Genomic DNA, 26,456 nt, shown 5'->3' on the forward strand with positions numbered 1-26,456 from the left:
GTTACTTTTGGGGCGTCTGCCAAAAGTAACCCGCTGTAAGAGCGGAACCATAAGTCGCCGTTACCGAAGAAATGGATATACACACTATCCAACTCTCCCTCAAAACAACCGCCGGTCGGCATAAAAAAATAAATCCAACCACCCCCATCACCAAAGCGCAAATACCACTTCCCTCAAAGTCCCCCTCAGCAGCTACGGTCCTCTTCCACCAAAACGACCAAAAGTAATACCACTTGAAATCCACTCCCAAAAATCCCCCCGACAACCTCAGAAACCTTAAGGCCACCCTCATTGACGTGGTATTCAAGTGGTATTAATTTCCACCCCATCACCGAGCGACAACACCCCCAACAACCGCATCGGACACCCCATGAACGACATCCTGGCCCTGCGCCCCGACGACACCCAAGCCACACCGCTCTACCTGCAACTGGCCCGCAACCTGGAAGCCGCAATACACGCAGGCCAATGGAAAGCCGAACAAGCCATGCCGTCCGAACGCAGCTTGAGCGAACAACTGGGCATTTCCCGAGTCACCGCCCGCAAAGCACTGGAAGTGTTATTCGACCAAGGCCTGATCCGCCGCAACCAAGGCTCGGGCACGTTCATCACCCCGCGCCTGGAACAACCGCTGTCACGCCTCAGCGGGTTCAGCGAGATGTTGCGGCTCAAGGGTTTCGTGCCCGGCTCCCAGTGGCTGGAACGGGAAATCACCCCGCCCACCCACGAAGAACTGATCCGCCTGGGCCTTTCACCCACCGACAAGGTCGCGCGGCTCAAGCGCCTGCGTAAGGCCGACGACACGGTCATGGCCATCGAAATGAGCACCCTGCCCGCCGCCATCATCCCCAAGCCCCAGGCCATTGGCGCTTCGCTCTACGAATTTCTCGACAGCATCGGCAAACCGGTGGTGCGCGCCCTGCAGCACATCCAGGCCATCAACGCCTCGGACGAGTTCGCCACCCTGGTGGGTATCGCCCCAGGCACCGCCATGCTGCTGATGACCCGGGTCGGCTACCTGGAGGACAACACGCCCATCGAAGTCACCGACACCTACTGCCGCAACGATTACTACGACTTTGTCGCCGAGCTCCGGCGCTAGCAGCGCTGCCTCCCCAGACATCAGAGACTGCCCATGTCCGAAGACAACATCCTCACCGCCCACGGCTGGGTTCGCGGCCGCCTGATCCACGCCCACGGCAAGGTCGTGTCCGTCGAAGGCCAACCCTGCGATCCGGCCGACAATGACTTGCCTTACCTGCTGCCCGGCTTCATCGACCTGCATGTCCACGGCGGCGGCGGCAAGGACATCATGGAAGGCGCCCCGGCGTTCGACACTATCGCCCGCACCCATGTGCGCTTTGGTACGACCTCGCTGTTGGCGACCACCATGACCGCGCCAGGCGAAGAGATCACCCGCGTGCTCAAGGCCCTGGGCGAGTTCTGTGAGCAACGGCAGAACGGCAGCGCCCGGATGCTCGGCGTGCACCTGGAAGGTCCCTACATCAACCCCGGCAAACTCGGCGCGCAACCGAACTTCGCCCACACCGCGTTGATGGCCGAAGTGGAAGGTTATCTGGCCCTGGCGCCGATCCGGGTGATCACCATCGCCCCGGAAATCGCCGGCCACGATGCCTTGATCCGCACCCTCAGTGCCCGTGGCGTGCGCATGCAGATCGGCCATACCCTGGGCAGCTACGAAGAAGGCGTCGCCGCACTGGCCGCCGGCGCCAGCAGCTTCACCCATCTGTACAACGCCATGAGCCCGCTGCATCACCGCGAGCCGGGCATTGTCGGCGCAGCGCTGGCCCACGCCCGCTATGCCGAGCTGATCCCGGACCTGCTGCACGTGCACCCCGGCGCCATGCGCGTGGCCTTGCGCGCGATCCCATGCCTGTATTGCGTCACCGACTCCACCGCCGCCGCCGGCATGCCCGACGGCGAGTACAAACTGGGCAGCCACACCGTAACCAAATGCCTGGGCGGCGTGCGGCTGGCCGATGGCACCCTGGCCGGCAGCACCCTGACCATGGACCAGGCCCTGCGTAACCTGGTGAAAATCGGCCTGCCCATCGCCGAAGCCTCGCAACGCCTGTCCCAATTTCCTGCCGACTACCTCGGCCTGCCCGAGCGCGGACGCCTGCAACCGGGCGCCTGGGCCGACTGCGTGCGCCTTGACCGTTCCCTGACCCTGACCGACGTGATGGTCGAAGGAGAAGCCATTGACTTCCAAAATGCTTGAAGAGGCCCTCGCCGCCTGCGAAGCCGTCGAACGCCAGTTGCAGCAACTGGACCCGGCCCTGCAGGAAATCGCCGGACGCCTGCGCCGTCAGCCGGCGCAAGTGGCAATGACCATCGCCCGCGGCAGTTCCGACCACGCCGCCAGCTACTTCGCCTACCTGACCATGCAGCAATTGGGCTTGCCGGTGGCGTCGTTGCCGATGTCGGTGGTGACCATGCAGCAGGCGCCGCTCAAGGTCAGCGGCCAGGTGGCATTCGGCTTTTCCCAGTCGGGCCAGAGCCCGGACCTGGTGAACAGCCTGCGCCTGTTGCGCAAGCGCGGCGCCTTGAGCGTGGCCCTGGTCAACGCGCTCGATTCGCCTCTGGAAGCAGCGTGTGAGTTCAGCGTGCCGCTGTGCGCCGGTGTCGAAAGCAGCGTCGCCGCTACCAAGAGCTTCATCGCCACCCTCAGCGCCAGCGCACGGTTGGTGGCCCAATGGAAGGACGACGCCGAACTACTGGAGGCCGGCAGCGCCCTGCCCGAAGGTTTGCGCGAGGCCGCTCGCCAGGATTGGAGTACCGCCGTCGAGGCCCTGCGCAATTGCCAGCGGCTGATGGTGATCGGCCGTGGCGCCGGATTCGCCATCGCCCAGGAAGCGGCGCTCAAGTTCAAGGAAACCTCGGCGATCCAGGCCGAAGCCTTCAGCAGCGCCGAGGTGCGTCACGGGCCGATGGCGCTGATCGATGAAAACTACCCGCTGCTGGTGCTCGCCCCTCGCGGTGCCGAGCAGGCCGGCGTATTGAGCCTGGCCGCCGACATGCGCCAGCGCGGCGCCCGGGTCTTGCTGGCAGCGCCCGATGACATCGCCGAACGCGACCTGACCCTGACCCGCGCCGAACACCCGGCCCTGGACCCGATCCTGGCGATCCAGAGCTTTTACGGGATGGCCGCCCACCTCTCCGTGGCCCGGGGCCTGAACCCCGACCAACCGCGGCACCTGAGCAAAGTCACCCGTACGCACTGATTAATGACAGCCTGATGAGAGCGCGCCATGCCCAACAATAATAAAGAGTTGACCCTCAGCGCCCCGCTCAGCGGGCCGGTGCTCACCCTCGCCAATGTGCCGGACGCCGTGTTCGCCAGCGGCGCCATGGGCGACGGGATCGCCATCGATCCGCTGAACGACACCCTCTACGCACCCTGCGACGGCGAAGTGATCCATGTCGCCCGCACCGGCCACGCCGTGACCCTGCGGGCCGACAATGGGGCCGAACTGCTGCTGCACCTGGGGCTGGACACCGTCGAGCTGCGTGGCGACGGGTTTTCCATGCTGGTCAAGGAAGGTGCACGGGTCAGTAACGGCCAGCCGTTGCTGCGTTATGACGTGGACAAAGTGGCGCGGCGTTGCAAGAGCCTGGTCAGTCTGTTGGTCATCACCAATGGCGAGCGCTTTCAGGCGCGGCCCGTCACCCTCAAGGGCGTAAAGGTCGGCGAGCCGCTGCTGCATGTCGTCGCCGTGGCTACAGGCTCGTCAACGGATGAATCTCAGGACGTCGGCATCGAGGTCTTCGGCCAGATCCGCATCGCCCATCGCGGCGGCTTGCACGCGCGGCCGGCAGCCTTGATACGCCAGACCGCCCAGGGCTTCAAGAGTCGCTCGCAACTGCATTTCGGCGGCAAGTCGGCCTCCTGCGACAGCCTCATGGGGATGATGAGCCTTGCGATCACCGAGCAGGCAGAAGTGCAGGTCAGTTGCCGTGGCAACGATGCCGAAGCGGCACTGCAAGCATTGTTGACGACCCTGTCCACCGCCCTGGCCGAAGACGCCCACGCCGCAGCGCCTGCACTCAAACCCCATGCTCGTCCTGCGGAAGACGGCGTGCTGCACGGCGTATGCGCCGCCCCCGGCCTGGTGGCCGGGCCGCTGGTCCGGTTGAATGGCATTCAGTTGCCCGAGGACGCGGGCGGTCACAACGTCGAAGATCAGCGCCAGCAATTGAGCCGTGCCTTGGCCCACGTCAGCCGCGATATTCACCTGACCCTGGACAACGCCAAGGCCCGGCGCCACAGCGACGAGGAAGCGATTTTCAGCGCCCATCTGGCGTTGCTGGACGACCCGATCCTGCTCGATGCCGCCCACCTCTGCATCGACCAGGGCAGCGCCGCGACTCACGCCTGGAACCAGTCCATCGACGCGCAATGCCGGGTGCTGGAGCAACTGGGCAGCACACTGCTGGCCGAGCGCGCCAACGACCTGCGCGACCTGCGCCAACGGGTCCTGCGGGCATTGCTGGGGGAAAGCTGGCAATTCGACGTGCCGGCGGGCGCGATTGTCGCGGCCCAGGAACTGACCCCGTCGGACCTGCTGCAACTCAGTGCCCAAGGCGTCGCCGGCGTGTGCATGGTCGAGGGCGGCGCCACTTCTCACGTGGCCATCCTGGCCCGAGGCAAAGGGATGCCGTGCCTGGTGGCGCTGGACGCGGCGCTGTTGGAACAGGAACAAGGCCAGTCGGTGGTGCTGGATGCCGACGAAGGCCGTCTCGAATTGCGACCCAGCGCCGAGCGCATGACCCAGGTGCAACAGGCACATGCCCAGCGAGCCGCCCGTCGCGCTCGACAACAAGCCCAGGCCCACGCACCGGCCCGCACCGTTGATGGTGTGACGGTCGAAGTGGCGGCCAACGTCGCCTCCAGCGCCGATGCGGCCGAGGCCCTGGCTAACGGCGCTGACGGTGTCGGGCTGCTGCGTACCGAATTCCTGTTCGTTGACCGCCGCACCGCTCCGGACGAAGAAGAACAGCGCCAAAGCTACCAAGCCGTGCTCGACGCCATGGGCGACAAGCCGGTGATCATCCGCACCATCGATGTCGGCGGCGACAAACAGTTGGACTACCTGCCGCTGCCGCCCGAAGCCAACCCGGTGCTGGGCCTGCGGGGTATTCGCCTGGCCCAGGTGCGCCCGGAATTGCTCGACCAGCAACTGCGGGCGTTGCTGCAAACCCGTCCACTGGACCGCTGCCGGATCCTGTTGCCCATGGTCACCGAAGTCGACGAACTGCTGCATATCCGCCAGCGCCTCGATGCACTGGGCCGTGAACTGGGCCTGAGCGAACGGCCGCAACTGGGGGTGATGATCGAAGTACCGGCGGCCGCCTTGCTGGCCGAACAACTGGCCGAGCACGCGGACTTCCTGTCCATCGGCACCAACGACCTCTCGCAGTACACCCTTGCCATGGACCGCGACCACGCCGGCCTCGCCGCCCGGGTCGATGCCCTGCACCCGGCACTGCTGCGGCTGATCGCCCAGGCCTGCGCCGGCGCGGCCCGGCATGGGCGCTGGATCGGCGTGTGCGGCGCCCTGGCCTCCGATCCTTTGGCGACGCCGGTGCTGGTGGGGCTGGGTGTGCGCGAACTGTCGGTCAGCCCGGCGCAGATCGGCGAGATCAAAGCCCGCGTGCGCGATCTTGACGCCGTCAAGTGCGCTTGCCTCAGCGCCGAATTGCTGGGGCTGGGCAGTGCCGCTGCCGTGCGCCAGGCCTGTCATCAACACTGGCCCCTGGGCTGAGTACGTCGAAGAACAATAAGGGAGAACCGCCATGTACCAGCATTTCATCGAAGGACTGCAACGTCTCGGCCGGGCGCTGATGCTGCCCATCGCCATCCTGCCCATCGCCGGCCTGTTGCTGCGCCTGGGCGACACCGATCTTCTGAACATCGCCATCATCCATGATGCCGGGCAGGCCATTTTCACCAACCTGGCGATGATCTTCGCCATTGGCATCGCCGTGGGCTTCGCCCGGGACAATAACGGCACGGCGGGGCTGGCCGGGGCCATCGGTTACCTGGTGATGATCGCCACGCTGAAGGTGCTCGACGCCAGCATCAACATGGGCATGCTCGCCGGGATCATCAGCGGCCTGCTCGCGGGGGCACTGTATAACCGGTTCAAGGACATCAAGCTGCCGGAGTACCTGGCGTTCTTCGGCGGCCGGCGCTTCGTGCCGATCGTCACCGGCTTCAGCGCGGTGGGCCTGGGAGTGGCGTTCGGCCTGGTCTGGCCGCCGATCCAGCAAGGCATCAACAGCTTCGGCGCGCTGTTGATGGAAAGCGGCAGCCTGGGGGCATTCGTATTCGGGGTGTTCAACCGGCTGCTGATCGTCACCGGTCTGCACCACATCCTCAACAACATGGCCTGGTTCATCTTCGGCAGCTTCACCGACCCGCACACCGGTGCGGTGGTGACCGGCGATCTGACCCGCTATTTTGCCGGCGACCCCAACGGCGGCCAGTTCATGACCGGCATGTTCCCGGTGATGCTTTTCGGCCTGCCCGCCGCGTGCCTGGCGATGTACCGCAACGCCCTGCCCCAAAGGCGCAAAGTCATGGGCGGGATTCTGTTGTCCATGGCCCTGACCTCGTTTCTCACCGGCGTCACCGAGCCGGTGGAATTTGCCTTCATGTTCCTCGCGCCACTGCTGTTCCTGTTGCATGCCTTGCTCACCGGGCTGTCGATGGCGATTACCGACTGGCTGAACATCCGCCTGGGCTTTACCTTCTCCGGCGGTTTCATCGACATGGTCCTGGGCTGGGGCAAGTCGAACAACGGCTGGTTGGTGGTGCCGGTGGGCCTGGCCTATGCGGTGATCTACTACACCGTGTTCGACTTCTGCATCCGCCGCTTCGACCTCAAGACCCCCGGTCGTGAAGACGTCCCGACCGCAGACAAACCAGTCTTTACCCAGAATGAACGAGCCGGGGCCTACATCGCAGCGCTCGGTGGCGCCGACAACCTGATCACCGTCGGCGCCTGCACCACGCGCCTGCGACTGGACATGGTCGATCGCAACAAGGCCTCCGATGCACAACTCAAGGCCCTGGGCGCCATGGCCGTGGTACGCCCCGGCAACGGCGGCAGCCTACAGGTGGTGGTTGGGCCGATGGCCGACAGCATCGCCGACGAGATCCGCCTGGCCTTGCCAATGGCCGTCTCGATCGACAAACCGGTGAGTGAACCGGTGCAGGCCGAGTCGGCCTCGTTTAGCACCGAGCAGGTCGGGCAATGGCTGGACGCCCTGGGCGGCAAAGACAATGTGTTGGCCTTGGAATGCATCGCCCAGACGCGGCTACGGGTGCAGCTCGAAGACGCCCGACGGTTATCCGAGACGGATCTGAGAGCCCTGGGTTGCCAAGGTGTCAGCCAGATGGAAGGCGGCATCTGGCATGTGCTGGTGGGAAATCGGGCCAGTGCAATGGGTGAAGCGTTAAGGGCAATGCTGAACAACCGTAAAACCTGCGCGCAATCCCTCTAACGATCTCCGCCGGAGCAGCTTGTTACAAGATTGGATCCCAAAAAACGGCTGAAAAACCCGCCGTCGCCTATTCTTTGGACTCACGCGGCGGACCGAGGTGCGCCCCAGCGGCGCCCTCCCGGCGCGATCAATCACCAAACCTGTCACGTCGAAGAATAGGTAGTCATGACGTATGTGATTCGACTGGCCCCTCATTCCAGCTGAGGCATTCAATCATGACTAGAAAAAGCACTTTCATACGGGCGGCGACTGTCGCGGCGGTACTTGTAGGCGCCTGGCAAACGGGCCCTTATGCGTGGGCAGCGACCCAAGGCTCTCAGGACCCGAAAGCAGAGCCCTGGTACCAAGCCTGGCTCAAGGTCACGGCGAATCCAGACGTGGATATTCGCAAAACCACGCCATCGTTGCGCTGGCGTACCGACATGGACACGCTCTACCGGGGAGATACAACGGGCCAGGGTCTCAGCGCTTTTCAGGACGGTCTGCTGCCCAAAGCCGCGGGCATCCCCGAGAGCGAATGGATATACAACTGGTACAACCATGCGGGTGGCTCCGCCGGGACGGTGTTCAGCAGCACGACGCGCAGTCAGTTCATCGCCCAGCACTACGCCAGCGAGTGGGTGTACGAATTCAAGGCCCCCCATGGGATCGATCAGGAGCAATCAGGAGGCCCCTTCCCCCGCGAGGTGGAAATCAGCTTCCCAGGTGGGGTCAAGGGGTCCTTCATCAATAAGGCCTGCAAGGCAACGAACCTGGCCAATTGCGTGACAAACCCGGACTACCGGGAACCCACCGGCCACGAGACGATGCAGCAGGTTGCTGCGATTCCCATCGATTGGAATCGGCTGGAGCCTCCAGAAGGACTGGCCTGGGTAACGACCAAGGAACCCCTCTGGGCCGTCGGCTCTACGACAATCAACCCCGTGCAGGGCGCGGATGCGCTCAGCCAGGGGTTGCAGGCCTGGAACGCTCTCCCGCCGAATTTGAGACTGGCCACCCAGCCGGAGTCTCCCTTGGCTCAATCAGTCGTCGTAGCGTTTCACGACTATGGCGAAGCCAAGCTCTGGGCCACCGAGCAAGCCTCGAACGGCGGCTGGGTCTATGAAGTCAGGCCCAACACCGTGGCGGTTGATCTATCAGGACGTAGCACCGGCGCACGTGAGGGCGCCTACGCATTCATCGGTGGCATCAAGGGCGGACTGTTGATGAATGCTCGGCGGTTCGAGAAAGGTTTGAGCGAACCGGTCGAGTGCATCGGTATCGAGAAAGAGGTTTGTCGCCTGGAGCGTCGGCATCAGTAGATTGGCCCGGCGTCGCCGCAGGTCGGGACGTCATTGTCTGGTCGGGCGTCATCGCGAGCAGGCTCGCTCCCACAAGGGATTTGCGGTGCTCATAGAAGTCGTGACCTGCACCCTACCCTGTGGGAGCGAGCCTGCTCGCGAAGAGGCCGTCACTGACTGCAACAAATCGTCCCCCCAATAAAAAACCCGCTGAATCAATCAGCGGGTTTCTCATTTCCACGGGCAGAGGATCAGAAATCCTCCAACCGCCACACCTCATACGCCGGTGTCTCGTAGGGATGGCTCTGTTTCAAGGCCTCCACCACTACGCGAATCAACTCATCGGCCACCACAAGCTCCACCTTCCACTCCTCGACCTGCTCAACCTGACCCACTTCGCCCATGAACGGCTGGCTGCCGTCCAAGGGGCGAAACTGGCCCAGGCCCAGCACTTGCCAGGCGCAGTGGTCATAGTCGCCGATCCGTCCGCCACCGGCAGCGAATACGGCGGTTTTGACCTCTTCCACATGGCTGGCCGGGACAAAGAAGCAGAGCTTGTACACGCCTTTAGTTCACCCAGACGCGAGCGTTGCGGAACATGCGCATCCATGGCGCGTCTTCGTTCCAGTCATCCGAACGCCACGAGTTCTGCACCGCGCGGAATACCCGCTCAGGGTGCGGCATCATGATGGTCACGCGGCCGTCGCGGCTGGTCAGGCCGGTAATCCCGCGCGGCGAGCCGTTCGGGTTGGCCGGGTAGGCTTCGGTGACCTTGCCGTGGTTGTCGACGAACCGCAGCGACACGCAACCGGACAGGTCGGCTTCGAGCAACGCCTCTTCGCTTTCGAATTCGGCGTGACCTTCACCGTGGGCGATGGCGATCGGCATGCGCGAACCGGCCATGCCTTGCAGGAAGATCGAGTTCGACTCCTGCACCTGGACCATCGCCACGCGTGCTTCGAACTGCTCGGAACGGTTGCGCACGAAGTGCGGCCAGAACTCGCTGCCCGGGATCAGCTCGTGGAGGTTGGACATCATCTGGCAACCGTTGCACACACCCAGGGTGAAGCTGTCGGTGCGCTCGAAGAAGCCTTGGAACGCATCGCGGGCGCGGCTGTTGAACAGCGCCGACTTGGCCCAGCCTTCACCGGCACCCAGCACGTCGCCGTAGGAGAAGCCGCCACAGGCCACCATGCCCTTGAAGTCATTCAGGTCGACACGGCCCGCGAGGATGTCGCTCATGTGCACGTCGATCGCGTTGAAACCGGCACGGTCGAATGCCGCCGCCATTTCCACCTGGCCGTTGACGCCCTGCTCACGCAGTACCGCCACTTGTGGACGAATGCCTTTCTTGATGTAAGGCGCGGCCACGTCCAGGTTGACGTCGTAGCTGAGCTTGGCGCTCAGGCCCGGGTTGTCTTCTTCCAGCAGTACGTCGAATTCCTGATCGGCGCAATCGGCGTTGTCCCGCAGACGCTGGATCTGGTAGCTGGTTTCAGCCCACTGGCGCTGCAACAGGCGACGCTGGCCTTCGAAGACGGTATCGCCATTGAAGGTGATGTTGACGTGGGCGTTGTTGATCGGCTGGCCGATCACCGAGACGCAATCGGCCAGGCCCGCCGCGCTGAACTGGGCGAGGATGTCCGGCGTGGCGTCCTGGCGAACCTGGATCACCGCACCCAGTTCTTCGTTGAACAGGATGGCCGGGATTTCGGCGGCGGATTCCGCCACGCTGTCGAGGGTCAGGCTCAGGCCGCAGTGACCGGCGAAGGCCATTTCCATCACGGTGGTCAGCAGGCCGCCATCGGAACGGTCGTGGTAGGCCAGCAGGTGGCCGTCGGCATTGAGGCCCTGGATGACGGCGAAGAACGCTTTCAGGTCCTCGGCATCGTCGACGTCAGGCGCTTGCTTGCCGAGCTTGCCATGCACCTGGGCCAGGATCGAGGCGCCCATGCGGTTCTGGCCACGGCCCAGGTCGATCAGGATCAGGTCGGTGGTGCCCTTGTCCATGCGCAGTTGCGGGGTCAGGGTCTGGCGGATGTCGGTAACCGGGGCGAAACCGGTCACGATCAGCGACAGCGGCGAGGTCACGCTCTTGTCCACGCCGTCTTCGTTCCAGCGCGTGGCCATGGACATGGAGTCCTTGCCCACCGGAATGGTGATGCCCAGCTCCGGGCACAGCTCCATGCCGACAGCCTTGACGGTGTCGTACAGGCGGGCGTCTTCGCCCGGATGACCGGCGGCGGACATCCAGTTGGCCGACAGCTTGATGTCGGAAATCTTGCCGATGCGCGAAGCCGCGAGGTTGGTCAGCGCCTCACCAATCGCCATGCGGCCCGACGCCGGAGCGTCCAGCAGGGCCAGCGGTGTGCGCTCGCCCATGGCCATGGCTTCACCGGTATAGACGTCGAAACTGGTGGCGGTCACGGCGACGTCAGCCACCGGCACCTGCCACGGCCCGACCATCTGGTCACGGGCCACGAGGCCAGTGATGGTGCGGTCACCGATGGTGATCAGGAAGCTCTTGCTCGCCACGGCCGGGTGGTGCAGGACACGCTCGATGGAATCGGCGATGTCGAGGGTGGACGGATCGAAATCGTCGCCCAGCTCGGTTTCGCGAACGGCCGAACGGTGCATGCGCGGGGCTTTGCCCAGCAGCACTTCCAGTGGCATGTCCACCGGGCTGTTGCCGAAGTGACTGTCGGTGACGGTCAGTTGCGGCTCGGCAGTGGCTTCGCCGACCACGGCGAACGGGCAGCGCTCACGCTCGCAGATGGCCTGGAAGCGCTCGAAGTCGGCCGGGCCGACTGCCAGGACGTAACGTTCCTGGGACTCGTTGCTCCAGATTTCATGCGGGGCCATGCCCGGCTCGTCGTTCGGAATGTTGCGCAGCTCGAAGCGGCCACCACGGCCACCGTCGTTGACCAGTTCCGGGAAGGCGTTGGACAGGCCGCCCGCGCCCACGTCGTGGATGAAGCTGATCGGGTTCTTGTCACCCAACTGCCAGCAACGGTCGATGACTTCCTGGCAACGGCGTTCCATTTCCGGGTTTTCCCGCTGGACCGACGCGAAATCCAGGTCCGCCGAGCTGGTGCCAGTGGCCATGGAGGATGCCGCGCCGCCGCCCAGGCCGATCAGCATGGCCGGGCCGCCGAGGACGATCAGCTTGGAGCCGACCACGATCTCGCCTTTTTGCACGTGTTCGGCGCGAATGTTGCCCATGCCGCCAGCGAGCATGATCGGCTTGTGGTAGCCGCGCACTTCTTCGCCACGGGGGGTGGTGATGGATTGTTCGAAGGTACGGAAGTAGCCGGTCAGGGCCGGACGGCCGAATTCGTTGTTGAACGCGGCGCCACCCAGCGGGCCCTCGATCATGATGTCGAGGGCGTTGACGATGCGCTCAGGCTTGCCGTACGGCTTTTCCCACGGTTGTTCGAAGCCCGGAATCTGCAGGTTCGACACGGTGAAACCGGTCAGGCCGGCCTTGGGCTTGGCGCCGCGACCGGTTGCACCTTCGTCGCGGATCTCACCACCGGAACCGGTGGACGCGCCCGGGAACGGCGCAATCGCGGTCGGGTGGTTGTGGGTCTCGACCTTCATCAGGATGTGCACCGGCTCCTGGACCGCACCGTACTGGCGGGTCTCGGGATTCGGGAAGAAGCGGCCGGCAACGCTGCCGACAATCACCGAAGCGTTGTCCTTGTAAGCAGACAGAACGCCTTCGCTGTGCATCTGGTAGGTGTTTTTGATCATGCCAAACAGGCTTTTTTCCTGGCTCTGGCCGTCAATGTCCCAACTGGCGTTGAAGATCTTGTGGCGGCAGTGCTCGGAGTTGGCCTGGGCAAACATCATCAGTTCGATGTCGTGGGGGTTGCGCTTCAAGCCCTGGAAGGCGTTGACCAGGTAATCGATCTCGTCTTCGGCCAGGGCCAGGCCCAGCTCGGCGTTGGCTTTTTCCAGCGCGGCACGACCACCGCCCAGCACGTCGATGGCGGTCAGTGGCTTGGGCTCGGCGTGGCTGAACAGACCGGAGGCCTGCTCCAGGTTGCCCAGCACGACCTGGGTCATGCGGTCATGCAGGCTGTCGGCGATCAGTTGGGCCTCGGCCTCGCTGAACTCACCGGCGACATAAAAGGCAATGCCGCGCTCCAGGCGCTGGATTTTCGCCAGGCCGCAGTTGCGGGCGATGTCGCTGGCCTTGCTCGACCACGGCGAAATGGTGCCGAAGCGCGGCAGTACCAGGAACAGGCGACCAGCCGGCTCCTGGACGGGAACGCTGGGACCGTATTTCAGAAGGCGCGCGAGCACCTGCTGTTCGTCGCCGGTCAAACCGCCGGTGACTTCGGCGAAGTGAGCGAATTCAGCATACAAGCCACTGACAGCCGAAACCTTCTGGCTCAGTTGCTCAAGGAGTTTGCTGTGGCGAAAGGCAGAAAGGGCAGGAGCGCCGCGCAGGATCAACATCTTCGGGACAGCCTCGGGAAGGGGGTGTGCTTTGAGGCCGTGCATTCTAGCCTAAACCGTCGGCAACGGCACCCGAAACGGCATCAGCGATGCTGGCCGAATGTCGGTCTTTGCGCCAAACCCCTTGTCGAACGTCCGTTCCAATGTGCCTGCACAGATATTTTTAATCGACATAAAACCCGCCGCACGCCGGCCGGCTTGTGTTGCAGACATGTTTTGCAACCGCTAGCAGACTGGCCTTTCGCTGTCGAGATATGGCGGTAAGGGCCGTTTGCGTATACTGCGCAGATGTTTTCCCCAACGGCTTTGCGTCCGCGGTACGCCAGATGGCTGATCGCAACCGGACTCTTCCTGGTGCTCAGTGGTTGTGTTGAGAAACCCAACACACTGGAGCGCGTAAAGGAGGATGGCGTGCTGCGGGTGGTTACCCGAAACAGCCCCGCCACCTACTTTGAGGATCGCAACGGTGAAACCGGCTTCGAATATGAGCTGGTGAAGCGTTTCGCCGACGATTTGGGTGTGGAACTGAAAATCGAGACCGCCGACAACCTCGACGACCTGTTCAGCCAGATCGGCAAACCCAACGGCCCGGTACTGGCCGCCGCCGGCCTGGTCAGCAGCGAGGCGCGCAAGAAACAGGTACGGTTCTCCCATTCCTACCTGGAAGTCACGCCCCAGGTCATCTATCGCAACGGCCAGTCGCGCCCCACCGACGCGGCGGCCCTGGCGGGCAAGAAGATCATGGTGCTCAAGGGCAGCACCCACGCCGAGCAACTGGCGCAACTGAAACAGCAGTATCCGGGCATCGAATACGAAGAATCCGACGCCGTTGAAGTGGTCGACCTGTTGCGCATGGTCGATGAGGGCCAGATCGACCTGACCCTGGTGGACTCCAACGAAGTGGCAATGAACCAGGTGTACTTCCCCAACGTCCGCGTGGCCTTCGACCTGGGTGATGCCCGCAGCCAGAGCTGGGCGGTGGGCCCCGGCGAAGACAACAGCCTGCTCAACGAAATCAACGCTTATCTCGACAAAGTGCAGAAGAACGGCACCCTGCAACGCCTGAAAGATCGCTATTACGGACACGTCGATGTCCTCGGCTACATGGGCGCCACCACCTTTGCCCAGCATTTGCAGCAACGGTTGCCCAAGTACGAGCAGCACTTCAAGGCCTATGCCAAGCAGGAAAAAGTCGATTGGCGCCTGTTGGCCGCCATTGGCTACCAGGAATCGCTGTGGCAACCGGCGGTCACGTCCAAGACCGGTGTGCGCGGCCTGATGATGCTGACCCAGAACACCGCCCAGGCCATGGGCGTGTCCAACCGCCTGGATCCGAAGCAAAGCATCATGGGCGGCGCCAAGTACCTGGCCTACATGAAGGATCAATTGGACGAGAGCATCCAGGAGCCGGACCGTACCTGGTTCGCCCTTGCCGCCTATAACGTCGGCAGCGGTCATCTGGACGACGCCCGCAAGCTGGCGGCCAAGGAAGGGCTGAACCCGAACAAGTGGCTGGACGTGAAGAAGATCCTGCCGCGCCTGTCCCAGAAACAGTGGTACAGCAAGACCCGCTACGGCTACGCCCGGGGCGGCGAGCCGGTGCATTTCGTCGCCAACATCCGCCGCTACTACGACATCCTGACCTGGGTCACGCAACCGCAGCTCGAAGGCAACCAGGTGGCCGAAGGCAACCTGCATGTGCCGGGCGTCGACAAGAGCAAGCCGAATCAGGAAAGCCCGCAGCTCTGACGGCACCACACCAGCCGAATGTGGGGGGGCTTGCTGTGGGAGCAAAGCTTGCTCGCGATACAGACGCCGCGTCTATCAGAAGGACTGCATCCACTTCATCGCGGGCAAGCCTTGCTCCCACAGGGGCCTGACAGTGATATCAGGGCCTGGCGGCCGCCAGGATCAGCGCCTTCATCTCCGCCACCGCCGACTTGAACCCGACAAACAAGGCATGGGCCACCAGCGCATGGCCAATGTTCAGCTCGTTGACGCCCTTGATGGCCGCCACGGCTTCGACGTTGTGGTAGTGCAGGCCATGGCCGGCGTTGACGATCAGGCCTTGGGCCAGGCCGAACGCGACCCCGTCAGCCACTCGTTGCAGCTCGTCAGCCACATCCGTGGGGGTTTCGGCATCGGCGTAGCGGCCGGTGTGCAGTTCGATGGCTGGGGCACCGACCCGCTTGGAGGCCTCGATCTGCCGCTCGTCGGCATCGATGAACAACGACACCTCGGCGCCGGTTTTCGACAGCCGCTCCACCGCCGCCCTGATCCGCGCTTCCTGCCCCGCCACGTCGAGGCCGCCTTCGGTGGTCAGTTCCTGGCGCGTTTCCGGTACCAGGCAGATGTGCGCCGGGCGGATACGCTCGGCGAATGCCATCATCTCTTCGGTCACGCCCATCTCGAAATTCATACGGGTCTGCAACACATCCTTGAGCAGCAGCACATCGCGTTCCTGGATATGACGACGGTCTTCGCGCAGGTGCACGGTGATACCGTCGGCGCCCGCCTCTTCGGCGTCCAGTGCGGCCTTGACCGGATCCGGGTAGCGGGTACCGCGGGCCTGGCGCAGGGTGGCGACATGGTCGATGTTCACGCCGAGAAGAATGCGATTGCTGGTGCTCACGAAAAGCGCTCCTTGAATGGACAGAGATTCGGCCCACAGCATACGGGTTGATCAGGGCTTGCGAAACAGCTCGCGACTGACCAGCGGCTTGCCGCCCAGGTGAACCGCCAAAGCCTGGCGCATCAGGCGCTTGGCCGCGGACAAGGCGCCCGGCGCGCTCCAGTCAGCCTCGGCCATGGCCAGCAGTTCGACGCCGTTGAACAAACCGGGCTGCAGCAGGTAGACGCGCTCCAGGCCAGCATCCACCTGCAAGCGGTACAGGCCATCGGCGGCAATGGGCTCGCCGTGCAGGTCGGCGTCGAGGGCGAAACCGTAGCCCAGGTCATCCAGCAGCCGCCATTCGAAGGATCGCAACAGAGGCTCCAGCGGCCGGCCTTCGGCCAGGGCCAGCAGCGTTGCGGCGTAGTGGTCGAAGACAGCGGGATGGGGATCTTCGGCGGGCAACAGGCGGATCAGCAGTTCGTTGAGGTACAGGCCGCTGAACAAGGCTTCGCCGTTGAGCCAGGCCGCGACTCCGTTGCTTTCCATGCGCCCGACATTCTTCAACTCGCCCCGCCCCCGGAATTCGACCTCCAGGGGCACGAACGGCCGCGCCAGCGTCCCGGCCTTGCCCCGCGCCCCGCGCAACACCGCCCGCAACCGCCCTTGCGGTGTGAGGAAATCCACCAGGGCACTGCTTTCGCGGTAGGCGCGCGAATGCAAGACGTAGGCGGCTTGGGCGATGGGATGGGTGGGGGACATGGAGGTCGCAGTTCTCGATAAGGAAACGCAGTATTACCAACAACCCAGAAACCACTGTGGGAGCAAGGCTGGTGGGAGCAAGGCTTGCCCGCGATGAACACAACGCGGTCTTCTTGAAACCGAGTCGCTTGTATCGCGAGCAAGCTTTGCTCCCACCAGGCCCGCTCCCACAAGGTCCGCGGTGTACTGCCGGACGGATTACAAGTCGCCGTAACCCAACGAGCGCAACGCCCGTTCATCATCCGACCAGCCGCCCTTCACCTTGACCCACAGGTTGAGCATGATCTTGGAGTCGAACAGCAGCTCCATGTCCTTGCGTGCCTCGGTGCCAATGCGCTTGATGCGCTCGCCTTTGTCACCAATGATGATTTTCTTCTGGCCGTCACGTTCGACGAGGATCAACGCGTGGATGTGCAGGGTCTTGCCCTGCTGCTTGAACTCTTCGATTTCCACGGTGATCTGGTAAGGCAGCTCAGCGCCCAATTGGCGCATGATTTTCTCGCGCACCAGTTCAGCGGCGAGGAAACGGCTGCTGCGGTCGGTGATCTGGTCTTCGGGGAAGAAGTGATCGTTTTCCGGCAGGTGCTCGGCAATCACCCGCTCCAGCGCATCGAGGTTATGGCCGTGCTGGGCCGAAATCGGGATGATCTGGGCGTTGGGCAGCTGTTCCTGCAACCAGGTCAGGTGCGGCATCAGCTCAGCCTTGTCCTCGATGCGATCGGTCTTGTTCAGCGCCACGATCAGCGGGCCGGTCACGTACTGGACGCGTTCGAGGACCATCTGGTCTTCTTCGGTCCACTTGGTACGGTCGACCACGAAGATCACCACGTCGACGTCTTTCAACGCCGCCGAAGCGGTCTTGTTCATGTAGCGGTTCAGGGCCTTTTCGCCACCCTTGTGCATGCCCGGGGTGTCGACGTAGATCGCCTGCACGTCGCCTTCGGTCTTGATACCCAGCATATTGTGGCGGGTGGTCTGGGGCTTGCGCGAGGTGATCGCCAGTTTCTGGCCCAGGATATGGTTCAGCAATGTGGACTTGCCCACGTTCGGCCGGCCAACGATGGCGACATAGCCGCAACGGGTAACAGTTGTATCAGTCATTGCCATTCTCCACGCCCAGGGCGATCAATGCTGCAGCGGCCGCCACCTGTTCGGCGATACGACGGCTCACGCCCTGGCCACGGCTTTTTTCATTCAGTAGGACCACTTCGCATTCGACGAAGAAGGTTCGGCAGTGCGGCTCGCCCTGGATATCCACGACTTCGTAGCGCGGCAGCTCGCAACTGCGCGATTGCAGGAATTCCTGCAAACGGGTTTTCGGATCCTTGTTGGTGTCCACCAGCGTCAGGCTGTCGATTTCGGAGGTCAGCCAGGCCAGCACGCGCTCACGGGCCTTCTCCATGCCTGAGTCCAGGTAGATCGCACCGATCAGGGCTTCCAAGGCATCGGCCAGAATCGACTCGCGACGAAAACCGCCGCTTTTCAACTCGCCGGAGCCCAAGCGCAGATAGTCGCCCAGGTCGAAACCACGGGCCAGTACGGCCAGGGTCTCACCTTTTACCAGCCGTGCGCGCAAACGCGACAACTGGCCTTCGCGAGCCAGCGGGAAGCGTTCGAACAGCGCCTCGCCGGCGACGAAATTGAGGATGGCATCACCGAGGAATTCCAGGCGTTCGTTGTTGCGCCCGGCAAAACTGCGGTGAGTGAGGGCCAGGAGCATCAGCTCCGGGTCCTTGAAGGTGTAGCCGAGCTGGCGCTCGAGGCGGCTTAAAGAAACGCTCACGGTTTACCCACGCTGAGTTCGTGGCTGGATTCCACCGCCAGGTCGGCAAGGCGCCGTTGGCTTGGGACAATTAACGCTGTGTTCAAAAATGACGTCCTGGCTATCGTTGGCGCCTTGTACAGGCTCCAGAAATGCATTCGGCGCTGTGTTCAACAGCGCCGTGTGTGTTTACTTGATCAGGCCAACCCGCGAGAAGTTCGGCAGGTGTCCGAGTTTGGGTTCCGGCCAGCTCATCCAGACCGCGAAGGCCTTGCCGACGATATTGCGGTCGGGGACCATGCCCAGCATGTCCTTGGGAATGTTCGGATCATCCCAGTACCGGCTGTCGTTGGAGTTGTCGCGGTTGTCGCCCATCATGAAATAGTGCTCGGCCGGCACGGTCCACGAATGGTCCGGCGTCGCGCGGTAGCGGCTCATTTCCTTGCGGATCAGGTGCTCGACCTCGCCGAGTTTTTCCTGGTAGAGCTCGGCGCTGCCCAGGGTGCCCGGCTCGGAGCCGAGCAGTTGTTCGGCCACCAGTTCGCCATTCACGTACAGACGCTTGTCGGCGGTGTAACGGATCTTGTCGCCCGGCAGGCCAACCACACGCTTGATGTAGTTGACGTTAGGGTCGCTGGGAAAGCGGAACACCATCACGTCGCCGCGCTGCGGATCACCCACCTCGATGATTTTCTTGTCGATCACCGGCAGGCGGATCCCGTAGGAGAACTTGTTCACCAGGATGAAATCGCCCACGTCCAGGGTCGGCTTCATCGAGCCGGACGGGATCTGGAACGGCTCCACCAGGAACGAACGCAGCACCAGCACGATGAACAGCACCGGAAAGAACGACTTGCCGTATTCGACCAGCAGCGGTTCCTTGTTGAGTTTCTCGACCACCACACCATCGGGCTGGCTGACGCTGCCCTGATAAGAGGCGATGGCCGCCCGGCGCCGAGGCGCCAGGAACAACAGATCAATCAACGCCAACAGACCGCAGACAAACACGGCGATAACCAGCAACAGCGGGAAATTTAGCGACATAGGACCTAACTATCCAACCTGAGCACCGCAAGGAAGGCTTCCTGTGGAATCTCCACGTTACCGACCTGCTTCATGCGTTTTTTACCGGCCTTCTGCTTTTCCAACAGCTTGCGCTTACGGCTGACGTCGCCGCCGTAGCATTTGGCCAATACGTTCTTTCTGAGCGCCTTGACGGTTGTACGCGCCACAATCTGCCCGCCAATGGCGGCCTGGATTGCCACGTCGAACATCTGCCGCGGAATCAGTTCCTTCATCTTCTCGGTCAATGCACGACCTTTGTAGTGCGCGTTGTCACGGTGCACGATCAATGCCAGGGCATCGACCTTCTCACCGTTGATCAGCACATCCAGCTTCACCAGATTAGCCGATTGGTAACGATCGAAATGATAATCCAGCGAAGCATAGCCGCGACTGGTGGATTTCAGGCGATCGAAGAAGTCCAGCACCACTTCGTTCATCGGCAGGTCATAGGTCACCTGGACCTGCGAGCCGAGGAACAGCATGTCGTGCTGCACACCGCGCTTCTCGATGCACAGGGTAATGACGTTGCCCAGGTGCTCCTGAGGCACAAGAATGTTGGCCCGCACGATCGGTTCGCGCATGTCTTCGATAGCCGACAGGTCCGGTAGCTTGGACGGGTTGTCGACGTAGATGGTTTCACCGTTCTTGAGCAGCAGCTCGAAGATTACCGTCGGCGCGGTGGTGATCAGGTCCAGGTCGTACTCGCGCTCCAGGCGCTCCTGGATGATTTCCATGTGCAGCATGCCCAGGAACCCGCAGCGGAAGCCGAAGCCCAGGGCGTCGGAGCTTTCCGGGGTATATTGCAACGACGAGTCGTTCAGGGTCAGTTTCTGCAGCGCTTCGCGGAAATCCTCGAAGTCGTCGGAGCTGACCGGGAACAGGCCGGCGTAGACCTGGGGCTGGATACGTTTGAAACCCGGCAGCACATCGACGTCCGGGGTGGAGCTCAGGGTCAGGGTGTCGCCGACCGGTGCCCCGTGGATGTCCTTGATGCCGGCGATGATGAAGCCCACTTCACCGGCCTTGAGGTCGGCGGTGGCGGTGTGTTTCGGGTTGAATACACCGACGCTGTCCACCAGGTGGACCTTGCCAGTGGACTTGACCAGGATCTTGTCGCCCTTCTTCACGCGGCCGTGGCGCACGCGAACCAGGGACACTACGCCCAGGTAGTTGTCGAACCAGGAGTCGATGATCAACGCTTGCAGCGGATCTTCGATGTTGCCGGTCGGCGCGGGGATGGTGGTCACCAGGCGCTCGAGCACTTCGTCCACACCCAGGCCGGTCTTGGCGCTGCAGGTGACCGCGTCGGTGGCGTCGATACCGATGATCTTCTCGATCTCATCCTTGACGCGCTCCGGCTCGGCCTGGGGCAGGTCGATCTTGTTCAGGACCGGCATGACCTCCAGGCCCTGCTCGATGGCCGTGTAGCAGTTGGCAACCGATTGAGCCTCTACACCCTGACCTGCATCGACCACCAGCAACGCACCTTCACAGGCCGCCAGCGAACGGCTGACTTCGTAGGTGAAGTCGACGTGGCCCGGGGTGTCAATGAAGTTCAGCTGATAGGTGACGCCGTCTTTGGCCTTGTAATAGAGGGTGACGCTGTGGGCCTTGATGGTAATCCCGCGTTCACGCTCGAGGTCCATGGAGTCCAGGACCTGGGCTTCCATCTCACGCTCGGTCAGGCCGCCGCACATCTGGATGAAGCGATCAGCCAGCGTCGACTTGCCATGGTCAATGTGGGCGATGATGGAGAAATTGCGGATATGACTCAAATCACTCACGGATCAACACTCAAAAAGGCTGCAGGCAAGGCCCGCCGAAAAATAGCCGGGAATTGTACCTGATACAGCGCGCAAGCGTCACGTTCGCCTGTCGATGAGGTTTTTCGCCGGGGAGGTATTCTGTGGCGAGGGGATTTAGCGAAACGTCGCACCGCCCCGCTGGGCTGCGCAGCAGCCCCTGAGCAGTCGCCCTTATCTGTCTGACACGCCGGCGTCGCCTGGTTTTGGGGCTGCTTTGCAGCCCAGCGGGGATAAATCCCCTCGCCACAGAGACCCTGGGATCACCCAGCCCGGCGCAGCAGCCAGAGCCCGGCCAACGCACAGACGCCCGTCGGCACCAGCACCGCGAACAGTGGCGAGAAACCGAACACCAGGCTCGATGGCCCCAGCAGGTCCTGGGCAATGCGGAAGGTGAAGCCCACCAGAACCCCGGTGAACACTCGCTGACCGAGGGTTACCGAACGCAGCGGACCAAAGATGAAGGAGATGGCCATCAGCACCAGGGCGGCGGTGACCAGTGGTTGCAATACCTTGACCCAAAAAGCCAGCCAGTAGCGACCGTTGTTCAATCCCTGGTCAGCCAGGTAGTGGATATACCCCCACAGGCCGGTAATCGACAGGGATTCCGGCGCCATGACGACCGTGCTGAGCAACTGCGGGCTGATCGCCACATCCCAACGCTCCTGCGGGGACGCGACCACCTCGGTGTTCTTTTCATGGAACAGGGTGGTGGTGACATCGCTCAATTGCCAATGATCCTCGGCAAACTGGGCGCGCTTGGCGAAACTCGACGACAACATGTGCCGTTGTTCGTCGAAGCGATACCGGGTCACGCCATAGAGGATGCCGTTGGGCTGGACCGAGTTGATGTGGATGAATTCATCGCCCTGACGGTGCCACAGACCATGCTTGGCGCTTTGTGCATCCCCGCCGCCCTGGGCCAGGGAGCGGTTGGCCTGGGCAGTGTTCTCGGTGGCCGGGGCGACGTACTCGCCGATCAGGACGCCGACCAGCATCAGCACCAGCATCGGCTTCATCACCGCCCAGACAATCCGACCGACGGAAACGCCGGCGGCACGCATGATGGTCAGTTCGCTGTTGCTGGCCAGGCTGCCCAGACCGATCAGGCAACCGATCAGCGCCGCCATCGGCAGCATGTCGTACAGGCGCCTTGGTGCGGTCAGCAGCACGTAGCTCGCCACGTCCGCCAGGGTGTAGGTATCGCTGACGTCGCTCATTTCATCGATGAAGGCAAACAGGGTCGCCAGGCCGAGGATGATCCCCAGTACCGCAAGGATCGCCATGAACACGCTGCTGCCGATGTAGCGGTCGAGCTTAACCACGGGCCACCTCCAGCGCGCTGCGGCGGCTCGCCAGTTTCAGGCACAGCGGCTCCCAGTAGAGCAGCCCCAGGCCAATGGCCAGGAAAATCGAATGCACCCACCACAGGCCCAATGCCGGCGGGATCTTGCCTTTTTCCAAAGCACTGCGGGCGGTAATGAGGATGGTCAGGTAAGCCATATACAGGAGAATCGCCGGAAGCAGCTTGAGGAAACGACCCTGGCGCGGATTGACCCGTGCCAGCGGGACCGCCATGAGGGTCACGATGAACACCAGCAGCGGCAGCGACAGGCGCCATTGCAGCTCGGTACGCGCGCGGATGTCAGTGTTGCCCAGCAGGCTGGCGGTCGGCATCGCGTCGCGGTCGGTGACCTCCTCACTGGCCTCGGGCTTGGGCAGCAGCACGCCATAGGTGTCGTACTTGATGGCGCGGTAATCGGCTTGGCCCGGCTTGCCGTCGTAGCGATAGCCGTTTTCGAGGATCAGGTAGCGGTTGCCGTCGGGATTGATTTCCTGGCGCCCTTTCTCGGCCACCAGCACGGAAATGCCGCGATCCTTCTGGGTGTTGGAAGACAGGTTCTTTTGCGTGATAAAGACGCCGGCGAGATTGATCCGGTCATCCGAAAGCTGTTCGGTATAGGTGACGCGCGTGCCGTCGCGCAGGGCCTGGAAGCGCCCCGGCACCAGGGTGTCGAACTCGGTCAGGGCGTCCTGCTGGTTGATCAGCAACTGGAACTGGTTGGCCCCCTGGGGCGCCAGGCTCAGGCTCAACCAGGCCACCATCAACGCAACCAGCGTGGCCGGGAACAGGGTAATGCGAAACAGCCGCTGCTGACTCATGCCGGTGGCCGACAGGACAGTCATTTCGCTGTCCAGGTACAGGCGCCCATAGGCCAGCAGAATGCCGAGGAACAGCCCCAGCGGCAGGATCAGTTGCAGGAAGCCTGGCAGGCGGAACCCCATGATCAGGAACAGGGAGCCTGGATCCAGCGCGCCGGAAGCGGCCTGGGCGAGATACTTGATGAAGCGCCCGCTCATGATGATGACCAGCAGCACGGCACTGACCGCGCTCAGGGTCAGCAGAACTTCGCGGGATAGATATCGAAAGACGATCAAACCAGACACTCCAGGATTGTCAGGCTAGGGGCCAAACAAGCAATCGAGCCACTCGCCATCACGAGTCGCCGAAAAAAGAGCCGCATTATCCTGTGATTGGAGGCGCCTGTCACTTCGCACGCTTTAAACCGGTCCCCAAAGCCATAAAGATAGCTGTACCAAGGGTTGTCAGCCTCGGGGGCCGGGGTTCAAACTGCGGCCTTTGTCGCCGGCGCGATACCGTGACGTTGCCTCACTCGACACGTGTGGCAGGGAGCTTGCTCCCGCTACAGTCGGCGCCCGACATCTTGACCATTCATTCAGGGATCCGGACATGGAACTGGTTGTAAAAAGCGTTAGCCCAGAAACGTTGAAAACCGCCACCCTGGTGGTTGCCGTCGGCGAAGCCCGCAAGCTCGGCGTCGTCGCCTCCCAGCTCGACGCCCTGTGCGGCGGCGCCATCAGCGCCGTGCTCAAGCGCGGCGACCTCGCCGGCAAGGTCGGCCAGAGCCTGTTGCTGCACAGCCTGCCCAACCTCAAGGCCGAGCGCGTGCTGCTGGTCGGCGTGGGCAAGGAGACCGAACTGGGCGACCGTCCGTTTCGCAAGATCATCGCCGGCGTGCTGGGCACCCTCAAGGGCCTGGGTGGCAGCGATGCCGCACTGGCGCTGGACGAGTTGGTGGTCAAAGGCCGCGACAGCTACGGCAAGACCCGCCTGCTGGCCGAAACCCTGGTGGACGGCGAATACCAGTTCGACCAGTTCAAGAGCCAGAAGGCCGAACCCCGCGCCCTGAAAAAAATCACTCTGCTGACCATCAAGGCCGCCCAGGCCGAAGTCCAGCGCGCCGTGACCCACGCCACCGCCATCGCCAATGGCATGGCCTTCACCCGCGACCTGGGCAACCTGCCGCCGAACATCTGCCACCCGACGTTTCTCGGCGAACAGGCCAAGGCCCTGGGCAAGCAATTCAAGGGCCTGAAGGTCGAAGTCTTCGACGAGAAGAAAATCAAGGACCTGGGCATGGGCTCCTTCTATTCCGTCGGCCAGGGCAGCGCCCAGCCGCCACGCCTGATCGTCATGCAATACAACGGCGGCAAGAAGTCCGAGAAGCCTTACGCGCTGGTGGGCAAGGGCATCACCTTCGACACCGGTGGCATCAGCCTCAAGCCCGGCGCCGGCATGGATGAAATGAAATACGACATGGGCGGCGCCGCCAGCGTGTTCGGCACCCTGCGGGCCGTGCTCGAGCTGCAACTGCCGATCAACCTGGTGTGCATCCTGGCCTGTGCCGAGAACATGCCCAGCGGCACAGCCTCGCGCCCGGGCGACATCGTCACGACGATGAGCGGCCAGACCGTGGAAATCCTCAACACCGACGCCGAAGGCCGCCTGGTGCTGTGCGACGCCCTCACCTACTCCGAGCGCTTCAAGCCGCAAGCGGTGATCGACATCGCGACCCTGACCGGCGCTTGCGTGGTCGCCCTCGGCGCCCACACCTCGGGCCTGCTGGGCAATAACGACGAATTGATCGGCCAACTGCTCAGCGCCGGCCAGCAAGCCGACGACCGCGCCTGGCAATTGCCACTGTTCGACGAGTATCAGGAACAGCTGGACAGCCCGTTCGCCGACATCGCCAACATCGGCGGCCCGAAAGCCGGGACCATCACCGCGGCGTGCTTCCTGTCGCGCTTCACCAAGAACCTGAACTGGGCGCACCTGGACATCGCCGGTACGGCCTGGACCAGCGGTGGCAAGGATAAAGGCGCGACCGGTCGTCCGGTTCCGCTGCTGACCCAGTACCTGCTGGACCGCGCCAAGGCCTGACACCCATGATTGCCGATGGCGCCGTCCGCGGGCGGCGTCATCGGCAGCTCAGGAACCGCAATGACCAAAGTCGATTTCTATATCCTGCCCAGCGCCGATCCGTCGGCCCGGCTGGATTTCGCCTGCAAGCTCACCGAAAAAGCCTGGCGCATGGGCCACCGCATCTATCTGCATTGCAGCGATGCCGCCCAGCGCGACGCGCTTGATGCACGCCTGTGGGCCTTCAAGGGCGAGAGCTTCGTGCCTCATGGCCCGGCCGAAAGCGAACCCGAAGGGCTGATCGTGCTGGGGCTGGGGGATGACTGCGGCCAACACCAGGACCTGCTGGTCAACCTCGATCTGAAAGTACCGGCCTTTGCTCCGCGCTTCGCCCGTGTGGCGGAAGTGGTGGTGGAGGATCCGGCCATCCGGCAAGCCGCGCGGGAGAGTTTCCGTTTCTACCGCGAACAGGGCTATCCTCTGCAAGACCACCGTTTACAGCGACTCTGAGCCTACGATGGACACTCCAAAACCACCGCAAAAGCCTCCACACCTGCTGGACGACCTCGAGTCGATCCGTCAACTGCTCGGCGACGACACCCTGCAACCGCCGTTGCTGACCGACACGGTCGTGCATGAGCCTGTGCATGAAGAACAGATCCCCCTGTTGTTCGAGCCGATCACCGGCCAGCCCGAACCCAAGCCGGCGCCCAAGGCCGAACCCAAGGGGCCCGATGCCCTGCTGCATCTGGACACCGAATTGCGCGCCGCCGCGCAACTGATCATGCAGGACGTCATCGACGACTTCGCCCCGCACATCGAGACCGAGATCAAACGTCGGCTGGATGCCAGGATGGAACGGCTGCTGAGCCAGTACGAGTAATTTTTCTGCCTCACAGCGAACACCTTGTGGGAGCCGAGCTTGCTCGCGATGGCGGCGGCACATCCAGCATTGGAT

20 protein-coding genes are annotated in these 26,456 nt (G+C 63.0%); 10 read left to right on the top strand and 10 right to left on the bottom strand.

Annotation, left to right across the window (positions count from 1 at the left end; all coding sequences use genetic code 11):
* The first annotated feature begins 370 nt into the window (after window positions 1-370).
* From ACODTO_RS27325 to ACODTO_RS27350, 6 genes are all read left to right on the top strand, one after another.
* Window positions 371-1,102 (top strand): GntR family transcriptional regulator, encoded by a 732-nt coding sequence (locus tag ACODTO_RS27325; protein WP_139645049.1) that lies wholly within the window; start codon window positions 371-373, stop codon window positions 1,100-1,102.
* 33 nt (window positions 1,103-1,135) lie between these two features.
* Window positions 1,136-2,242 carry an N-acetylglucosamine-6-phosphate deacetylase gene (nagA, locus tag ACODTO_RS27330; RefSeq protein WP_175363669.1) on the top strand — a complete coding sequence of 369 codons (1,107 nt, stop codon included), beginning with the start codon at window positions 1,136-1,138 and terminating at the stop codon, window positions 2,240-2,242.
* Window positions 2,223-3,245 carry an SIS domain-containing protein gene (locus ACODTO_RS27335; protein ID WP_489107340.1) on the top strand — a complete coding sequence of 341 codons (1,023 nt, stop codon included), beginning with the start codon at window positions 2,223-2,225 and terminating at the stop codon, window positions 3,243-3,245. The genes nagA and ACODTO_RS27335 overlap by 20 nt, the downstream gene beginning before the upstream one ends.
* Window positions 3,246-3,272: 27 nt before the next feature.
* A complete protein-coding gene (gene ptsP, locus ACODTO_RS27340) occupies window positions 3,273-5,786 on the top strand; it encodes a phosphoenolpyruvate--protein phosphotransferase (RefSeq protein ID WP_489107341.1) in 2,514 nt (837 codons plus the stop codon).
* Between the two features lie 31 nt (window positions 5,787-5,817).
* Entirely contained in the window at window positions 5,818-7,530 is a 1,713-nt protein-coding gene (nagE, locus tag ACODTO_RS27345; RefSeq protein ID WP_489107342.1) for an N-acetylglucosamine-specific PTS transporter subunit IIBC, read from the top strand.
* A gap of 215 nt (window positions 7,531-7,745) precedes the next feature.
* Window positions 7,746-8,831, top strand: a complete 1,086-nt coding sequence (locus tag ACODTO_RS27350) for a scabin-related ADP-ribosyltransferase (RefSeq protein ID WP_489107343.1) — start codon at window positions 7,746-7,748, stop codon at window positions 8,829-8,831.
* 230 nt (window positions 8,832-9,061) lie between these two features.
* Here the strand turns inward: ACODTO_RS27350 and ACODTO_RS27355 are convergent, their stop codons facing one another.
* Together ACODTO_RS27355 and purL are read right to left on the bottom strand one after the other, a co-directional pair.
* On the bottom strand, window positions 9,062-9,373 hold the full coding sequence (locus tag ACODTO_RS27355) for a YqfO family protein (protein WP_139645036.1): 312 nt from the start codon (window positions 9,371-9,373) through the stop codon (window positions 9,062-9,064).
* A gap of 4 nt (window positions 9,374-9,377) precedes the next feature.
* Window positions 9,378-13,274, bottom strand: coding sequence for a phosphoribosylformylglycinamidine synthase (gene purL, locus ACODTO_RS27360; RefSeq protein ID WP_139645034.1), 3,897 nt, complete (start codon window positions 13,272-13,274; stop codon window positions 9,378-9,380).
* A 288-nt stretch (window positions 13,275-13,562) separates the two neighbouring features.
* On the opposite strand from purL, the gene mltF reads away from it, so the two are divergent.
* Complete coding sequence (mltF, locus tag ACODTO_RS27365; RefSeq protein ID WP_139645032.1) at window positions 13,563-15,023, top strand: membrane-bound lytic murein transglycosylase MltF; 1,461 nt, start codon at window positions 13,563-13,565, stop codon at window positions 15,021-15,023.
* Window positions 15,024-15,162: 139 nt separating this feature from the next.
* Here mltF and pdxJ read toward each other — a convergent pair whose 3' ends face one another.
* The 8 genes from pdxJ to lptF form a co-directional block, all read right to left on the bottom strand.
* Window positions 15,163-15,906: a pyridoxine 5'-phosphate synthase gene (gene pdxJ, locus ACODTO_RS27370; RefSeq protein ID WP_041022959.1), complete on the bottom strand. Its 744-nt coding sequence runs from the start codon at window positions 15,904-15,906 to the stop codon at window positions 15,163-15,165.
* Window positions 15,907-15,957: 51 nt separating this feature from the next.
* The gene (gene recO, locus ACODTO_RS27375; RefSeq protein ID WP_139645026.1) at window positions 15,958-16,647 is read right to left on the bottom strand and encodes a DNA repair protein RecO; all 690 of its coding nucleotides are present in this window, start codon (window positions 16,645-16,647) and stop codon (window positions 15,958-15,960) included.
* Between the two features lie 198 nt (window positions 16,648-16,845).
* Window positions 16,846-17,748 carry a GTPase Era gene (gene era, locus ACODTO_RS27380; RefSeq protein WP_024777649.1) on the bottom strand — a complete coding sequence of 301 codons (903 nt, stop codon included), beginning with the start codon at window positions 17,746-17,748 and terminating at the stop codon, window positions 16,846-16,848.
* Window positions 17,741-18,430: a ribonuclease III gene (gene rnc / locus ACODTO_RS27385; protein ID WP_041022961.1), complete on the bottom strand. Its 690-nt coding sequence runs from the start codon at window positions 18,428-18,430 to the stop codon at window positions 17,741-17,743. Before rnc ends, era begins: the two co-directional genes overlap by 8 nt.
* Window positions 18,431-18,598: 168 nt before the next feature.
* On the bottom strand, window positions 18,599-19,453 hold the full coding sequence (gene lepB, locus ACODTO_RS27390; protein ID WP_041022962.1) for a signal peptidase I: 855 nt from the start codon (window positions 19,451-19,453) through the stop codon (window positions 18,599-18,601).
* Between the two features lie 5 nt (window positions 19,454-19,458).
* Window positions 19,459-21,258, bottom strand: coding sequence for a translation elongation factor 4 (gene lepA, locus ACODTO_RS27395; protein WP_024777646.1), 1,800 nt, complete (start codon window positions 21,256-21,258; stop codon window positions 19,459-19,461).
* 281 nt (window positions 21,259-21,539) lie between these two features.
* A complete protein-coding gene (gene lptG / locus ACODTO_RS27400) occupies window positions 21,540-22,601 on the bottom strand; it encodes an LPS export ABC transporter permease LptG (RefSeq protein ID WP_139645024.1) in 1,062 nt (353 codons plus the stop codon).
* Complete coding sequence (gene lptF, locus ACODTO_RS27405; protein WP_139645022.1) at window positions 22,594-23,715, bottom strand: LPS export ABC transporter permease LptF; 1,122 nt, start codon at window positions 23,713-23,715, stop codon at window positions 22,594-22,596. The genes lptG and lptF overlap by 8 nt, the downstream gene beginning before the upstream one ends.
* 313 nt (window positions 23,716-24,028) lie before the next feature.
* Here lptF and ACODTO_RS27410 point away from each other — a divergent pair, with 313 nt between their 5' ends.
* From ACODTO_RS27410 to ACODTO_RS27420, 3 genes are read left to right on the top strand one after another with little or no spacing between them, the layout of a single operon-like run.
* Complete coding sequence (locus tag ACODTO_RS27410) at window positions 24,029-25,519, top strand: leucyl aminopeptidase (protein ID WP_489107344.1); 1,491 nt, start codon at window positions 24,029-24,031, stop codon at window positions 25,517-25,519.
* A gap of 60 nt (window positions 25,520-25,579) precedes the next feature.
* Window positions 25,580-26,008: a DNA polymerase III subunit chi gene (locus tag ACODTO_RS27415; protein ID WP_175363658.1), complete on the top strand. Its 429-nt coding sequence runs from the start codon at window positions 25,580-25,582 to the stop codon at window positions 26,006-26,008.
* Between the two features lie 7 nt (window positions 26,009-26,015).
* Window positions 26,016-26,381 carry a DNA polymerase III subunit chi gene (locus tag ACODTO_RS27420; RefSeq protein WP_139645016.1) on the top strand — a complete coding sequence of 122 codons (366 nt, stop codon included), beginning with the start codon at window positions 26,016-26,018 and terminating at the stop codon, window positions 26,379-26,381.
* Window positions 26,382-26,456 lie beyond the last annotated feature (75 nt).

This window comes from Pseudomonas sp. FG13, assembly GCF_057809755.1.

Coding starts and splice junctions, on each gene's coding strand:
- ACODTO_RS27410 (WP_489107344.1), top strand. CDS start 24,029: ATGGAACTGGTTGTAAAAAGCGTTAGCCCAGAAACGTTGAAAACCGCC.
- mltF (WP_139645032.1), top strand. CDS start 13,563: ATGTTTTCCCCAACGGCTTTGCGTCCGCGGTACGCCAGATGGCTGATC.
- ptsP (WP_489107341.1), top strand. CDS start 3,273: ATGCCCAACAATAATAAAGAGTTGACCCTCAGCGCCCCGCTCAGCGGG.
- lepB (WP_041022962.1), bottom strand. CDS start 19,453: ATGTCGCTAAATTTCCCGCTGTTGCTGGTTATCGCCGTGTTTGTCTGC.
- purL (WP_139645034.1), bottom strand. CDS start 13,274: ATGTTGATCCTGCGCGGCGCTCCTGCCCTTTCTGCCTTTCGCCACAGC.
- ACODTO_RS27325 (WP_139645049.1), top strand. CDS start 371: ATGAACGACATCCTGGCCCTGCGCCCCGACGACACCCAAGCCACACCG.
- recO (WP_139645026.1), bottom strand. CDS start 16,647: ATGTCCCCCACCCATCCCATCGCCCAAGCCGCCTACGTCTTGCATTCG.
- ACODTO_RS27415 (WP_175363658.1), top strand. CDS start 25,580: ATGACCAAAGTCGATTTCTATATCCTGCCCAGCGCCGATCCGTCGGCC.
- nagE (WP_489107342.1), top strand. CDS start 5,818: ATGTACCAGCATTTCATCGAAGGACTGCAACGTCTCGGCCGGGCGCTG.
- ACODTO_RS27420 (WP_139645016.1), top strand. CDS start 26,016: ATGGACACTCCAAAACCACCGCAAAAGCCTCCACACCTGCTGGACGAC.
- nagA (WP_175363669.1), top strand. CDS start 1,136: ATGTCCGAAGACAACATCCTCACCGCCCACGGCTGGGTTCGCGGCCGC.
- era (WP_024777649.1), bottom strand. CDS start 17,748: ATGACTGATACAACTGTTACCCGTTGCGGCTATGTCGCCATCGTTGGC.
- ACODTO_RS27350 (WP_489107343.1), top strand. CDS start 7,746: ATGACTAGAAAAAGCACTTTCATACGGGCGGCGACTGTCGCGGCGGTA.